This window comes from Colwellia sp. RE-S-Sl-9 (assembly GCF_048296855.1).
GTDB lineage: Bacteria > Pseudomonadota > Gammaproteobacteria > Enterobacterales > Alteromonadaceae > Pseudocolwellia.
On the sequence record NZ_CP182631.1, the window covers coordinates 513542 to 528646 of the forward strand.

A 15105-nucleotide genomic window follows, 5' to 3' on the forward strand; every position below is an offset into this window, starting at 1 on the left:
ACCATTCAAGATGCAGGTTTCAGTGGGAACTAAAAACAATTTAGGCACAGATTTCACGTTCCAAACGAAATCTAAGTACATTCATGTATGCAAGGCATTAAATTTACGTCATGGTTATTCTCGGTAACTGCTCCTGCGTTACCCTAATGTCCTACATCCATGTAGGAACCTGACTAAAGTTAATAAGCCCCATAAATTGTTTTTAGACCCATCTGAGAAGCGCTTGAGCAAAATCACTTCTTCGTTAATGCTTTTTATAAGGGAACGACCATTATTAAAAAGCATTGCCTTGAATTGATATCGCTCAAGTGCTCTGAAATACGCATCTTGATTGGCAACGGGTATATTCCTAAAAATAATCAATCATTGTTATCAGTTTTAAGCCATTGTACAAATTGTCCAAGTCTTTCATACCAAACAACAGATGTTTGATTTAATGCAGTAGATTGGGGTAGTTTTTCAAGAAAATTATCATTGCTGCCTTTATAAAAATATCCTGTTGGAGCAGGAATAGGGGTAGTGTTTTGGTTGATAAAATACTGCACAGCTCTTGGCATATGGTTAGCATTTGTCACCAACGCGAATTTTTTATTAATTAATAGTGGAGCAATTAATATGGCTTCTTCTTCGGTATCTTTAGGTGAAGGCTGCGTGATTATTTTAGCTTCAGGTATTCCTAACGATATAGCAGCATCTTTAACTTTTACAGCATTCGATTTTACATCACCCCCACCATAACCTGAGGTTATAATTGTTGATTCTGGATGTAATTGAAAAACCCTAAACGCTTCTATCAGTCGTTGTAATGAGCATGTTTGTAGTTGAGTTAAAGCAGGTAATTCATTATTGGTTGTATGACCACACCCTAAAATGACGATGTAGTCTAAGGTCGCATCTTGTTTATTAAAGGTTTTATATTGGTTTTCTATCGGCTTGATAAAGCTATTTGAAATAAAGGGTGTAGAAGCTATCAACAACACTATAAAACCTAATATGAGAACACCACGGCTAAGTTTTTGATGATATTTAAATAATAAAATAGCAATGAACAATAAGATAAGTACGATATTAATAGGCATTAATAAAATACCTAAAAGTTTTTTGATAAAGAATAAATCCATGAATATTTAATTAAATTAATACGTTTAGTTGAGTATAACGATTAGTAAAACATTATTCTTTCGATTTTTTCAAATAGCCATCTAAAAGGCTATTGCATTGCTTTTGTATTTAGTGTCTAATACGCATCGTTAAATGCTACTAATTCTTTATTAGTATTTTTTAATACCAGAAGAGGTGCGATAGCCAGGTAAATAATATGAGGAAGCCAATATTCCGATGATTATTATTGAGGGGGACTACCGCCGAGAATATTACTGTTAATGGCACATAATATTCGGTCGCTAGGGTTGAATCCTTAGGGCTGTCACCATGTTGGTGGAGAGCTTCTGGCTGAATGTTTAGTTATAAGTTCATCTGCACACTAATCCAATCAGTCATGCTCTTCCTTATTTTTTAAACGTTTACTAAACGTATTTAGGGAGACTTTAATGTTAAATATCTCACAAACAAATTCTATTCAATTATCTCATTCAATAAGAGCGAGTTTATAATGTCTACTGTAAAAAACTTAACTGTATCGAAATTTGGTGGAACAAGTGTTGCTGATTTTGATGCAATGCTTAGATGCGCAAATATAATTAAAAGTGACGCAGCTAATAAAGTTGTGGTTGTTTCAGCAAGCTCAGGTGTAACGAATTATTTGGTGCGTTTAAGTCAGCCTCAAATTTCACAAGACGAACAACTAGACATTGTTAATAAAATAAAAGCAATTCAATTCAATATTACTCAACATTTAAGTAAAGAGCTTGAGTTAAATGAAAGAGTAGAGCAGTTACTGGCTGAACTTACTCAGCACGCAAAAGAACAATCATTAAATCATAGTTTACGTATTGCCGACGCTATCCTTTCATATGGTGAGCAACTTAGCTCAATTATATTTGCAGAAGTATTACAAACCATAGGTGTAAACGGTAAAGCGTTTGATGTTCGCCAAATAATGAAAACAAATAGTTTATTTGGTAAAGCGGTGGTTGATCTTGATGCATTAAAAACAAATACCACGCAAGTGCTACTTCCTGAACTTGAAAGCAATGTCATTGTGACACAAGGATTTATTGGTCAAAATGAAGCTGGGCAAACAACAACTTTGGGTAGAGGTGGATCTGATTACAGCGCTGCGCTTTTAGCTGAAGCATTAAATGCTAACGATTTAGCTATTTGGACCGATGTTGTAGGCATTTTCACAACAGATCCTCGTATTACTGATCAAGCGCGAGCGATTAAAGAAATCAGTTTTGGTGAAGCTGCAGAAATGGCAACCTTTGGTGCTAAAATTTTGCATCCTGCCACGTTAATTCCTGCCATGAGACAAAACATTCCTGTTTTTGTAGGTAGTAGTAAAGCGCCTGAACAAGGTGGTACACGTATTCAAAAAGCGGTTGACTCTGCACCTACATATCGTTCAATTGCTTTAAGACGAGAACAAACTCTAGTTACCGTTAAAAGTCCTGAAATGCTTCATGCAAGTGGATTTTTAGCAAAAGTATTTACTATTTTAGCCAAGCATGAACTGAGTGTAGACCTTATTACCACAAGTGAAATTAGTATTGCACTAACCTTTGATAATCCAGCTGGTTCTACACAAGCGGTTATTACCAAAGCGGTTGTTGAAGATTTAGAGCAACTTTGTGAAGTAAAAGTTGAACATGGTTTATCATTAGTGGCTGTTATTGGTAATAATATTCATACCACAAGCGGTATAGGTAATGTTATTTTTGATGCTGTTGACGGTGTAAATATTCGAATGATTTGCCAAGGAGCAAGTGCACACAATTTGTGTTTCTTAGTACCAGAAAGCGAAGCTAATAAAGTGGTTGAAACCTTACACCGCAGACTTTTTCCTTTATCATAATAGGATGGTCATACTAAATAGATGCATTTGTTTGGTATGACTCCAGATATGCTTAAATTGCATATTTTAGAATGCCTAATTGTTATTATTTTAAGATTATGGCTATAAATGAAGTTTTTGTTAATAAAGTATTAAATTATTGTTTTAAAAATATTGAACAATGATTATAGTACGTACTATATCGGCTAACTTTTTAGGTGGTCATTAACTTCATTATAGGTGAAATATGTTAGAAAACAGCGATTTAAAAAATATTAACTCAATACTTTTTGTGTGTATGGGCAATATTTGTCGCTCACCGAGTGCTGAAGCTGTTTTCAGATATAAAGCTAATCAAGCGGGTTTATCTATTTTAGTTGATTCAGCAGGAACGATTGGATCTCATGCAAGAGAAAAACCGGATCATCGCGCTCAAAAAGCAGGCATGGCTCGAGGTTATTCTTTCGACAAAATTAAAGCACGTAAAGTTGTAGAGAAAGATTTTGATACTTTCGATCTTGTACTTGCTATGGATAGCGACAATGTTAAAAACCTCAAAAAAATAGCACCTGAACATCTACATTATAAAATTCAACTCTTTCTTGATTACGCTAATAATCATGAAGAATCTGAAGTACCAGATCCTTACTATGGTGGCGCAAAAGGTTTTCAGTTTGTTATAGATTTAGTTGAAGACGCTAGTGATGGTCTGTTAGCTAAACTAAAGTAAGCTCTTTTATTTATCAATAAGCATAAAGGTGCATAATTAATTATTTGTACCTTTTTTAATTTATACCATTACCCTGATAGTTTTTAGTATTCTATTTTCGTCAGCGAAGCCTGCATAATTACCAAACTAGCTGTTGCAAAAAGATGCAGCAAAGGTCAACACGCTCTAATTCCTTTCAAAATATAAATCTTATGTATACTTTTCATAACAACGTACAATGTAAAACATGAGATTTATTGACTTTTATTCGTATACATTTCGCTATTAATTCACTTAGTATAAACCTATTAATTCACTTAGTATAAACCTATTAATTAGCACATAAGTAATGGTGAAAATATATGAATAATCCACTTGTTTCTTCACATTGGTTAAACACGAATATCCATAAAAAAGATTTATATATATTAGACGTAAGTGTGGTAACCGTTATAGGTAAAGAGCCTATTACGTATGATGAATTAATCACTATTCCTAACAGCTACAAAGTGAGTATTGAAGCATTATCTAATTTACGATCACAAGCTATACACGCTTTTCCTTTAAAAGAAGATATTCAACAACTTGCGAAAAAAATAGGTTTTACAAAGCAAAGTACTTTAGTGCTTTACGATAATCAGGGAATATATTCTTCACCTAGAGCTTGGTGGGTTTTTAAGTCGTTTGGTTTTGAGCATGTTTTTATTTTAAATGGCGGTTTACCCAAGTGGATTCAAGATGGCTATTTAACTGAAGATCGCCATGTCGAAGCTTTAAAACCAATAGATGAAATAATCGAACCTAATTATAATCCTCAGTTATTGGTTACTAGTCATGATGTACTTAATAACATAACTTCAGAAACAGCTTTAGTTATTGATGTACGTTCAAAAGGGCGCTTTATGGGTATAGAACCTGAACCACGTCCTGGTGTTAGGTCAGGACATATTCCCAACTCAGTTAATTTACCTTTTGTTGATGTTCTTAATTCAATAGAATATAAAAGTATTGAAGAATTAAAAGCGGTATTTGAAAGTATATGTGGCAGTAAAATTTCATTGATATTTTCGTGCGGAACAGGTGTTACAGCGAGTATTGTTCTTGTTGCTGCTTATATTGTTGGGTTTGATGATGTACGTTTATATGCAGGCTCTTGGGCGGAGTGGGGCGCTGATGATTCACTCCCCATTTCAAAAGAGTAATTCCCATCCACTAATGAAATGTATCTCATTAAAAAATAATCATTTAATAAATTTATAAAGTCGTTTTGATTATTAGAACAAGGACATTGTTTTGAATATTACCTTAAAAGCCGTTTTACTTTCAGCACTTGTATATCCTGGTGCAGGTCATTTCATTTTAGATAAACGCATAACGTGTGTTGTGATTGCATGTGCTTTTACTCTACCTTTACTTTTTTTATTCAGCGATATTATTCAGGTGGCACAAAGCTTAGCTGACCAAATTACTGCTGGGCACATACCACTCGATGTTATTGAAATAAGGCATCACATAGATGCCGAACTTGAAAATATGACTGGTTTTAGTTTTTATATGTATGGATTAGGCATTATTTGGTTGATAGGAATAATAGATGCGTATCGATTGGGGAAAGCTGTTAGTCATTTAAAATAGAGAATATTTTATTATTCAGCTTTAAAAAAACGTTTAAAGCTGAATAAAATAAAGAAATAAAAACTATTTAGCGCGTGCAACTTTTACTGCGTTGGCTAGCACGTTAAGTATTTCTTCACTTTCCGTTAAGTTTACACAAGCATCGGTAATACTTTGTCCGTAGGTTAACGAGTCAATTGATTCAACTTTTTGATTACCTTCAACTAAAAAGCTTTCTACCATTAAACCAAATATAGATGTTTCACCGTTTTTAATTTGATCTGCAATTGAATTTGCAACATCTATCTGTTTTTTATGATCTTTGTAGCTATTTCCATGACTACAATCCACCATTAATTTGGTCTGAATACTCGCTTTTTCTAATGATTCACGCGTTTTTTTTATATCTTCTTCATGGTAATTCGGAGTTTTGCCACCACGTAAAATTACATGAGCGTGCGGGTTACCATGTGTTTGATAGATACACATTTGGCCACTTTTGTCTGGTGAATATAAAACATGAGGTACACTTGAAGCTTTAATGGCATCTAAAGCTATTTGAATATTACCGTCAGTTCCATTTTTAAAACCTACTGGACATGAAAGAGCTGAAGCCAATTCTCGGTGAACTTGGCTTTCTGTTGTACGTGCACCAATAGCTCCCCAACTGATCAAATCAGAAATATATTGTCCGGTTACCATATCTAAAAACTCAGTACCGGCAGATAAACCTAATCTATTAATGTCCATTAACAAATTACGCGCAAGGTTTAACCCTTTGGCTACGTTGAATGATTTATCTAAATTAGGATCACTTATTAAACCTTTCCAACCTACGGTTGTTCTAGGTTTTTCAAAATAAACACGCATTACAATTAACAGCTCGTTTTTATGCTTATTACTTAATACTTTAAGTTTTTTTGCGTAATCAATAGCGGCTTCGGTGTCATGAATTGAACAAGGACCAATAACAAGAAGTAGTCTGTCGTCTTCACCGGTTATGATGCTTTCAATGTTTTTTCTACTTTCGATAATAAAATCAGCGGTTTCTTGATCAAGAGGAATTTGATTAGCTAACTCTGCTGGAGAAACTAAGTTATCAATAAGGGTTGTACGTAATTCATCAGTTTTAATTGTCATGGGCATTTCTAAAAGAGTTGTACTCAAAGTTGATCGGTAAATATTATGAATAAATTGTACAGGTAAAAAGCATGTTAGTTAATGATTAGCGTAATTATTATTTTTATAAAACGCATTCAAAGTACACATTTATTAACATACACTTTATAAGTAAAAAATTTTGAATGATTTAGGTTTGTGATCATCATTTATTAATTATGGCGTGATATACTAGCAAACATCTTAAACGTTGCTGAAATATAATAATTACATGTTACCTAGGATTGATCACCTCGAAGTCGTAGCTCCGCTATATCAAGAATTTGCCCGTTTATTACAAACTAAGCCCTATCAAGGCGATATTAGTTGTCAATATAGCGCTCGTTTATCTGTTGCAACAGATAACAGCGTATATCAACAATTACCGCAATTAGTGTTAAATCCACGTAATAAATTCGATATTCAAATAATTACTCAACTCGCTAATGAAGAAAAATTTAATAACATTAAATTTAGCGCAAGAGGTGGTGGCACAGGCACTAATGGACAAAGTTTAACACCGGGTATAGTAGTTGATTTATCTAAATACATGAATCGTATTTTAGAAATCAACATAAAAGAAAATTGGGTTAAAGTTGAAGCAGGCGTAGTTAAAGATCAACTTAACGATTACTTACGTCCATTTGGTTTCTTTTTCTCTCCTGACTTATCTACAAGTAACCGTGCAACTATTGGGGGCATGGTTAATACGGATGCTTCAGGACAAGGTTCTTTGGTATACGGGAAAACCTCTGATCATGTTTTAGGGTTGGAGTCTATTTTAGCGAATGGTGATTTTTTAAAAACATCACCTATGAGCATGGATGAAGCTGTAGAGCTTTCTAAACAAGAAACAAGTTTAGGTAAAATTCTTAAGCAAATTCTTTCATCTTGCAAAGATAACCGTGAACAAATTATTGAAAAATTTCCACGTTTAAATCGTTTTTTAACAGGATATGATTTAGAGCATGTGTTTAATGATGACTTAACGCAAGTTGATTTAAGTAGAATAATTACAGGCTCTGAAGGTTCATTAGCATTTGTATGCGAAGCGAAACTAAACCTAACACCTATATTAAAAGCTAAAACGTTAATCAACATAAAATACGATAGCTTTGATTCAGCGTTAAGGCATTCACCTGCATTAGTTGAAGCAAAAGCCACATCTGTTGAAACCATTGACAGTAAAGTCCTTAATCTTGCTAAACAAGATATTATTTGGCATTCAGTAAGTGACTTAATTACTGATGTTGAAGGTAAGGTGATGGATGGTCTTAACGTAGTTGAATACAATGGAATTACTGTTGAAGGCTTAGCTGATCAGGTTGCGGAATTAACAACTCGACTCGACCACGATATTGCAAACAATATTGGCGGGATTATTGGTTACCAAGTTACAAGTGACTTAGCCAGTATTAATAAAATGTACGCTATGCGTAAAAAATCTGTAGGTTTATTAGGTAATACTAAAGGTATTCAAAAACCACTCGCTTTTGCTGAAGATACGGCAGTACCACCAGAAAATTTAGCTGACTATATTGGCGAATTCAGAGCATTATTAGACAGTTATGATTTACAATATGGAATGTTTGGTCATGTAGATGCAGGGGTTTTGCATGTACGCCCAGCGCTTGATATGTGCGATCCAGAACAAGAAGTTTTGCTCAGAGAAATATCAGATAAAGTTGTCGCATTAACAGCAAAATATGGCGGTTTAATGTGGGGCGAGCATGGCAGAGGTTACCGTAGTGAATACGGACCAGAATTTTTTGGTGAAGCACTGTTTTTAGAGTTGCGTAAAATAAAAAGTGTTTTTGACCCATTTAATAAAATGAATCCAGGTAAAATTTGTACACCTATTGAATCTACTGAAGAGTTAGTCTCGGTTGATGCAATTAAGCGTGGTTTTTATGACAGACAAATTCCGGTAAAAGTTAAAGAGTCATTTCAGTCAGCATTAGATTGTAATGGTAACGGATTATGTTTTAACTACGATGCCGACAGCCCTATGTGTCCTTCAAGTAAAGTAACGCGTGACCGTAGACATTCGCCGAAAGGTAGAGCTGGTCTAATGCGCGAGTGGCTACGCTTACTAGAGCATAGGGGAGTAGATATTCTACAATTAGAGAAAGACGTTAATGGCTGGTCAGTAAAACAACTACTTGACCAAACATTATTTAAAATGAAAAGTCGTTTCTCTAGTGAATATAAAAACGATTTTTCTCATGAAGTGATGGAAGCTATGTCAGGCTGTTTAGCATGTAAAGCATGTGCTAGCCAATGTCCGATCAAAGTAGATGTTCCTGACTTTAAAGCGCGTTTTGTTAACTTATACCACACGCGTTATTTCCGCCCTTTGAAAGATCACTTAGTCGCAAACGTAGAAGTTATTACGCCATTATTAGCTAAGGCACCAAAGTTAGTTAACAGTGTTTTAGGTACTAAAATTTATGACGCGTTTTCAAGTGCAACAATTGGCTATGTAAACACGCCATTGTTATCAGTACCAACGCTTGATGATAGTGTTAATACTCATGTTAATAATGGATTATTTGAAGCGTTCGATTTAGAAAAGTTAGAAGCATTAACCGAAGAAGAAAAACAACAATATATATTGATAGTACAAGATCCATTCACGTCGTTTTATGATGCTAAAACGGTTGAGTCTATGATGTTGTTAGCAAAAAAATGTGGATTTAAACCGGTATTGTTGCCGTTTAAACCGAACGGTAAAGCACAGCACGTAAAAGGCTTTTTAGCGCGTTTTGCTAAAACAGCTAAAAATGCTGCAGAGTTCTTAAATAAAATACATGCTCTTAATTTACCTATGATTGGTTTAGATGCTTCTTTAGTTCTTTGTTATAGAGATGAGTACAAACAAGTTTTAGGTGAAGATCGTGGTGAGTTTAATGTTATGTTAGCCCATGAATGGTTACTGCCAAAGCTAGATGTTATTAAAAGTAAATTTCAACTTGCCTCTCCAATAGAATATAAGTTGTTCTCACATTGCACAGAAAAAACAGCTTTACCTAAAAGTGAAGCACAGTGGATAACTATATTTAATGAGTTAGGCTTGTCTTTACAAAAAGAGAGTGTAGGTTGTTGTGGTATGGCTGGTACATATGGTCATGAAAAAGTGAATTTAGAAAAGTCTAAAACATTATTTAAATCAAGCTGGGAGCCTAAGTTAGAGCGTTTAAACGCACAACAAATTGTGGCAACTGGGTTTTCATGTAGAAGCCAAACTAAACGATTTGCTGATTTAAAAGCGCGACATCCTGCGCAAGTGTTAGCTGAGTTGTTATAATTTTTTATCAAGTTATTGATTTTAAAGGTTAAAAATAATAAAACAAAAAGGTCAGATAAAATTTTATCTGACCTTTTTATTTGAGGTGGAATTTGTAGTTAAATAGATACAAGAATTATTATTTATTTATTTTCTGCTTTCTCCAGCCTAACAAACCAATAATTATAAACATAAACCAACCCATCGAACCACCTGAGTCGCTACTTGAGTTGCTTTGATTTTGATTATTCGTTACGGTTGTTGCAGCACTAACAGTTATGTTATTGCTCACAGTTTGTGTTTGATCATCAGCATCTGTTATCGTTAAATTCACCGTATAAGTACCGGCAGCAGCATAAGTATGGCTAGGTGTTGCTGAAGTATCTGTTTGGTTATCACCAAAATCCCATAAGTAAGTGTAGGGTTTGCTTCCTCCTGTCACATTACTCGTAAAGCTTGCGATTAAATTATTTTTGGTTGATGTAAACGAAGAAATCAAGGGATTGTCTATCGTAATACTTTTACTGAAAACAAACGATTCACCTGTTTCATCTGTTACCGTTAACGAGACAGTATATGCGCCAGAATTCTTGTAGTTATAAACATCAGAAACCAAGGTTGAAACACCTTCGCTATCACCAAAGTCCCAACGATAAGTAAAGCTGCCTTGGCCACCCGTTAGTGTGGCACTATAATTCAACTGCGTATTACTAGCTGATAAGTTGATGTCACCTTGTATGGGTTCAGCAACGGTAATTGATTTTGATAATTGTTTTTCGCCACTGTCGGTTGAATAAGACACCTCAACATTATAAGTGCCCGCATTTTGATAAGTGTGGTTAATGGAACTTCCCGTTAATTGAGTACCATCGCCCATCTCCCAAATAAAACTACTGCTATTGGTTACTTCATCGTCTGTAACTGAAAGGCTAACAGTTAATCCGTTTTGTGTTTTTACTAAGCTACTCACCTCATTTTTTGTTAATAAAATAGAGGCTGTTGAACTGTTAGATGCTTGCGTAATAACTTCCATATTTAAACCTAACGTAGGGAGTTTGATACCTGATTCAGGTTGAAGTGGTGAAGCGTAGTTGTTTCGATCATTAAAAATAGCGTTATTCGTTAATGAAGTATCGAAATTCGATACGCTTTGCGTGTATAAACTAAAAGCGGCATCACGTAATTGTTTTTCAGTGGACATTATTGAGTTATTACGTTTTATTAAGTTTTGGTCTGCGTCAACTACGCCAATAAATACTTCACCTATATGTTGACTTATGTTGTTATCTTCAACACCTTCATTTCTATACCAAAGTAAAACGCCTGGGTCGTAATCTAACTCAGGTAATGCTGAATCGGTTACGCTATGGTTACGTAATTGAACATAGTAGTAATGCTCAGCTCCATCTATTTTATCGGTTATTCTGCTAAAGCCATTTAACGTCACTGGAGAGAGGGTTTCAGCACCATTATTAAATAAGGTGCCAGTACTAGAGGTTATTTTAATATCATCGGTTACAAATCCATAGCCTGATGTAGACTCATCAGTCACATACTCAATTTCAATATTGACATTTTGATTACTAAAACTTGATAAGTTAAAGGTTAAATCAACCCAACCTAACGGTAATGATGAGCCAGTGAGGTTAGTTGATTCACCACTAATAAAGTTTTTTACTTGTGGGTGATATTCGTTAGTAGCCTTTGTATGATTTCCTACAAGTACCTGATTATTTACTTTCACAAGAATGTAATCGTAATCTTGCTCTATATCCCATCTAGCTTTCATACTTAATACTGGGTTGCTACCAGAAATTGAGGCGTTGAACCTTAAGGTATTATTTAATTCATCACCTTTATCGGAATAATATTGGTAAGTACCAGAAAAAGGTTGGCCAAAATCTTCAGGAATATTAGGTAAGTTAATCTTTATTTGATTAACTCCACCACTGTGGTTGGTCGCGCTATTTATTGTTAATGTTTCGTTTAATGAATCTGTTAACGTGATATTTTGTTGGTTGATCCAATTTCCTTCATATCGTGTTTGAAAATATTCTCTAGCATAAGGGCTAAAGGATACCGGTTGCGATCCTCTAGGGCTTCCTAACCAGCTACCACTCCCCATAACAGACCATGCTTGAACGGGAGCACCAATATCATCGTTACCTGTATCGTATTCGTCAGGTACACCTAGATCATGTCCAAATTCATGCACTACTACACCAATAGAGGAATCTATTGGTGTTATGGTATAACCAAATATTTTAGTGGTTGAGCCTTCAACATTTATAGGTTGGTTGTTGTCATCAAATACAAAAAATCGATGCGACCAAATAGCGTCTGAACCTAAATTTCCTCCGCCAGATTCTTCACCAATACTTGAATGAAATATCATTAAATGATCTACAATACCGTCTGGTTCGTTAATGATGCCATCGTTATCGATATCAAAGTAATCCGTTTTGTCGTAATCGCTTAAATCTATTTGGTTCTGTGTTATCGCTTTAGTTACGGCTTCAATAACGAGTTCACCTACATTACTATCATTTTCATCGTTATTATTCGCACCATAATATTTTGCATTGTTATCTGCTGTTATCCAGCCATAAGTGTTACCTGTAAACGAAAGGCTTTCGCCTGATTCATGCTGATAATATTGATAGGCAGACTGTAAATTTTGATCAGAAGGGCCGTTATAACCTGTAGCTGAAAACAATAAATCTTCATAATGAGATTTAGGGTACTCATTGTAAAACATATCTGTATCGCCAGCACTTAAACCATGGTTATCATGCTTCAAGTCTTGAAAATCAATCATAATAGCGAGTACTTTTACCGTGTTTTTTACATCGGCTGAGGCAAAGTTAGGGCTATTGATTTTTGATAATTGATTTTTTGATTTTGATGCTGAAGTATTTGACATAGCATCAAGGGTTGCTTGATGTTGACCCAATATTTGTTTGTTTAATCGGTTAAAGCTATCATTTGCTGGTGCTCTTTTTGACAGATAAAGATTAACCGCTTCTTGTTTTTCTATTTCTGTAGCATTTGAAAATAATATGCCTCGTTTTTCTAACCAATAAACAATTCTTTCTTTATTAATTACACCAAGATCTGTCGGTGTAACAATTTTAGGTATTGTTTCAGCATAAGAGAAATTACTCGATATAACGATGCTGGTTAAAAGGGAGATTTTAAAAATTTTATGCATAATGAGTTTTCTCTAATAGGGGAGTCAAAGTTGCCTGTTTCGACGAAGGTTTGCACGACTTACTTGATTTCTTTTTAATAAAGTCATTAACATACTGAGTTATTTCTTCATCAGTCATACTATTATTTATTTTACCTTCTTTAAATAACATATCTTTAATTTTACTTTTGTCTTTAATTGGTGGAGCAGTGAAATTTTTACAAGGACTAGTAAGTGAGGGAAGAGTTGAAGCCTCACTTGTGCTTTCTTGAGTATCTTCAATACTATTAGTTTGTTGATTTTGACAAGCCATAGCACTTATTGAAAATGATATATATATCAATGGTTTTATAATCCGTGTCTTCATATTGTTCCTTAATGTAAAAAGCGATAACTAAACATTTATTATAATTGCATAATCAATATTCAGCGTTATTAATTGAATGTTTTATTATAATATTTATTTTAAGCTTATTTGTAAGTAAAGTTACGATTTAATAGGCTTTAAGCTAAATTTAAGTAATACATTGTTAATGTTAGTCATTTAGCTATAGAATAAACCTATTCATATTATTTCTATTTTTAGATGCCATGCAAAGTACTTATATAGCTCGACAAGCAATCTTTAATCGACAATCAAAAACTATTGGATATGAATTATTGTTCAGGGATAGTCCAGATAATAAGTTTCCTGAAATAGATCAAGATGTAGCTACATCTAAATTAATTATTCAAAATCATATTCATGGCAGTATTAGTGCTATAAGTTTAGGTAAACCTGCTTATATTAACTTTACCGAAAAAAGTTTAATTAACAAGTATCCATTAATGTTTGATAAGAGCTCTATTGTAATAGAACTTGTTGGCCATGAAAAAATTACAGACAGACTCATAAAGATTATTAAATATTATTTTGATAAAGGCTACAAAATAGCGTTAACAGAGTACAATTTAAGCGAACAATGGGATGCTTTGTTTCCGTATCTTTATTTATTAAAAGTAAATTTAGACAAGGTAAATCCTAAGCAGTTACCTGCTGTTGTTAAACGCTTAAAACCTTTTAATATAAAAATTTCTGCTGAGCGAGTTGAAACAAGATTTCAATATTTGTCATTAGTTGAAGTGGGGTTTGATTATTACCAAGGTTTCTTTTATCACGAGCCTGAAATTATTGAAGGTAAAGCATTAACACCTATTAAAACTCAAATGCTTGAATTAATGAGTGAGACCTTTAATTCACCATTAGTTTACGAGCGCATAGCCGATATTATCAGCCATGATGTAAACCTTAGTGTTAGTTTACTTAAAATGGTAAACAACGTTGCTACAGGGACTCGGGTTGAAATCACCTCACTTAAGCAAGCTACAGCATACTTGGGTGAAGAAAAACTTAAACAATTTGTAGCAATACTTGCTTTATCTAAATTAACCACCGACAAAACAGATGAAATATCTAAGCAAGCGTTAATTACAGGTAAGTTAATGGCATCTATTGCGTCTCATAGTAAATTTGCTTCAGTACGTGATTATGCATTTATAACAGGGTTATTAAGTTCAATCGAAGTCTTACTTGGTATGCCTATTAGCGATATTGTTAAAACCATGCCGCTAGCTAAACCTATTGAAGACGCATTAATTAATCGTTCAGGTGTTTTAGGGGAATTACTTGATTTCACTATGCATTATATTACCGGGCAAGATGTTGATATTGTTGAGCAAATGAACGCGTATGAGTTAAACAGCGAAACACTACATCAAGAGTTTATTGATGCAAGTTTATGGTGTCAGCAGCTGGCAAGTTAATTTATATGAAAATGATGTACACCACTATTGGTACAAATAACATGAGTAAAGCCGTTGAGTTTTATGATGCTTTATTTGAATCTGTAAATATTGAAAAATGGATACCAGACGGTAGAATTGTTGTTTACAGAGGTGATGGTTTTCTTTTTGGTATCGCAGAACCTTTTGACGAAAAGCTAGCAACGCCAGGAAATGGCGCTATGTTAGGCTTTATGATGGATTCGGTACCACAAATTGCTGAATTTCACGATCTAGCGATTAAGCTGGGAGGAACGTCAGAAGGATTACCAGGACCTCGCTCAAAAGGTCCTGCTGCTTATGTAAGAGATATTGACGGAAACAAGCTTTGTTTCTTTTGTATGGATTAGATCGCCTTTTATATTTGACATAGC

General features: G+C 34.3%; 11 protein-coding genes and 1 riboswitch. Of the genes, 7 read left to right on the forward strand and 4 right to left on the reverse strand.

What is annotated here, in order from left to right; all coding sequences use genetic code 11:
- Positions 1 to 359: 359 nt before the first annotated feature.
- Positions 360 to 1079 carry an ElyC/SanA/YdcF family protein gene (locus ACM9HF_RS02160; protein ID WP_473614077.1) on the reverse strand — a complete coding sequence of 240 codons (720 nt, stop codon included), beginning with the start codon at positions 1077 to 1079 and terminating at the stop codon, positions 360 to 362.
- Between the two features lie 204 nt (positions 1080 to 1283).
- Positions 1284 to 1456: riboswitch (Lysine riboswitch) on the forward strand.
- Between the two features lie 156 nt (positions 1457 to 1612).
- On the opposite strand from ACM9HF_RS02160, the gene lysC reads away from it, so the two are divergent.
- The 4 genes from lysC to ACM9HF_RS02180 all read left to right on the forward strand — a co-directional run bounded on the left by lysC (position 1613) and on the right by ACM9HF_RS02180 (position 5297).
- Entirely contained in the window at positions 1613 to 2974 is a 1362-nt protein-coding gene (lysC, locus tag ACM9HF_RS02165; protein WP_473614078.1) for a lysine-sensitive aspartokinase 3, read from the forward strand.
- Positions 2975 to 3200: 226 nt separating this feature from the next.
- The gene (locus ACM9HF_RS02170; RefSeq protein WP_473614079.1) at positions 3201 to 3683 is read left to right on the forward strand and encodes a low molecular weight protein-tyrosine-phosphatase; all 483 of its coding nucleotides are present in this window, start codon (positions 3201 to 3203) and stop codon (positions 3681 to 3683) included.
- A 341-nt stretch (positions 3684 to 4024) separates the two neighbouring features.
- A complete protein-coding gene (locus ACM9HF_RS02175; protein ID WP_473614080.1) occupies positions 4025 to 4864 on the forward strand; it encodes a sulfurtransferase in 840 nt (279 codons plus the stop codon).
- Positions 4865 to 4955: 91 nt separating this feature from the next.
- A complete protein-coding gene (locus ACM9HF_RS02180) occupies positions 4956 to 5297 on the forward strand; it encodes a hypothetical protein (RefSeq protein ID WP_473614081.1) in 342 nt (113 codons plus the stop codon).
- A 63-nt stretch (positions 5298 to 5360) separates the two neighbouring features.
- On the opposite strand, the gene ACM9HF_RS02185 is transcribed toward ACM9HF_RS02180, so the two are convergent.
- Entirely contained in the window at positions 5361 to 6416 is a 1056-nt protein-coding gene (locus tag ACM9HF_RS02185; RefSeq protein ID WP_473614082.1) for a 3-deoxy-7-phosphoheptulonate synthase, read from the reverse strand.
- A gap of 250 nt (positions 6417 to 6666) precedes the next feature.
- Here ACM9HF_RS02185 and ydiJ point away from each other — a divergent pair, with 250 nt between their 5' ends.
- Positions 6667 to 9741, forward strand: a complete 3075-nt coding sequence (gene ydiJ, locus ACM9HF_RS02190) for a D-2-hydroxyglutarate dehydrogenase YdiJ (protein WP_473614083.1) — start codon at positions 6667 to 6669, stop codon at positions 9739 to 9741.
- 118 nt (positions 9742 to 9859) lie between these two features.
- Here ydiJ and ACM9HF_RS02195 read toward each other — a convergent pair whose 3' ends face one another.
- Entirely contained in the window at positions 9860 to 12931 is a 3072-nt protein-coding gene (locus tag ACM9HF_RS02195) for an immune inhibitor A domain-containing protein (protein WP_473614084.1), read from the reverse strand.
- Entirely contained in the window at positions 12924 to 13277 is a 354-nt protein-coding gene (locus ACM9HF_RS02200) for a hypothetical protein (protein WP_473614085.1), read from the reverse strand. The genes ACM9HF_RS02195 and ACM9HF_RS02200 overlap by 8 nt, the downstream gene beginning before the upstream one ends.
- A gap of 224 nt (positions 13278 to 13501) precedes the next feature.
- Here ACM9HF_RS02200 and ACM9HF_RS02205 point away from each other — a divergent pair, with 224 nt between their 5' ends.
- Both ACM9HF_RS02205 and ACM9HF_RS02210 read left to right on the forward strand, forming a co-directional pair.
- Positions 13502 to 14713 carry an EAL and HDOD domain-containing protein gene (locus ACM9HF_RS02205; protein WP_473614086.1) on the forward strand — a complete coding sequence of 404 codons (1212 nt, stop codon included), beginning with the start codon at positions 13502 to 13504 and terminating at the stop codon, positions 14711 to 14713.
- 5 nt (positions 14714 to 14718) lie between these two features.
- Positions 14719 to 15081, forward strand: coding sequence for a VOC family protein (locus tag ACM9HF_RS02210; protein WP_473614087.1), 363 nt, complete (start codon positions 14719 to 14721; stop codon positions 15079 to 15081).
- The last annotated feature ends 24 nt before the right edge of the window (positions 15082 to 15105 follow it).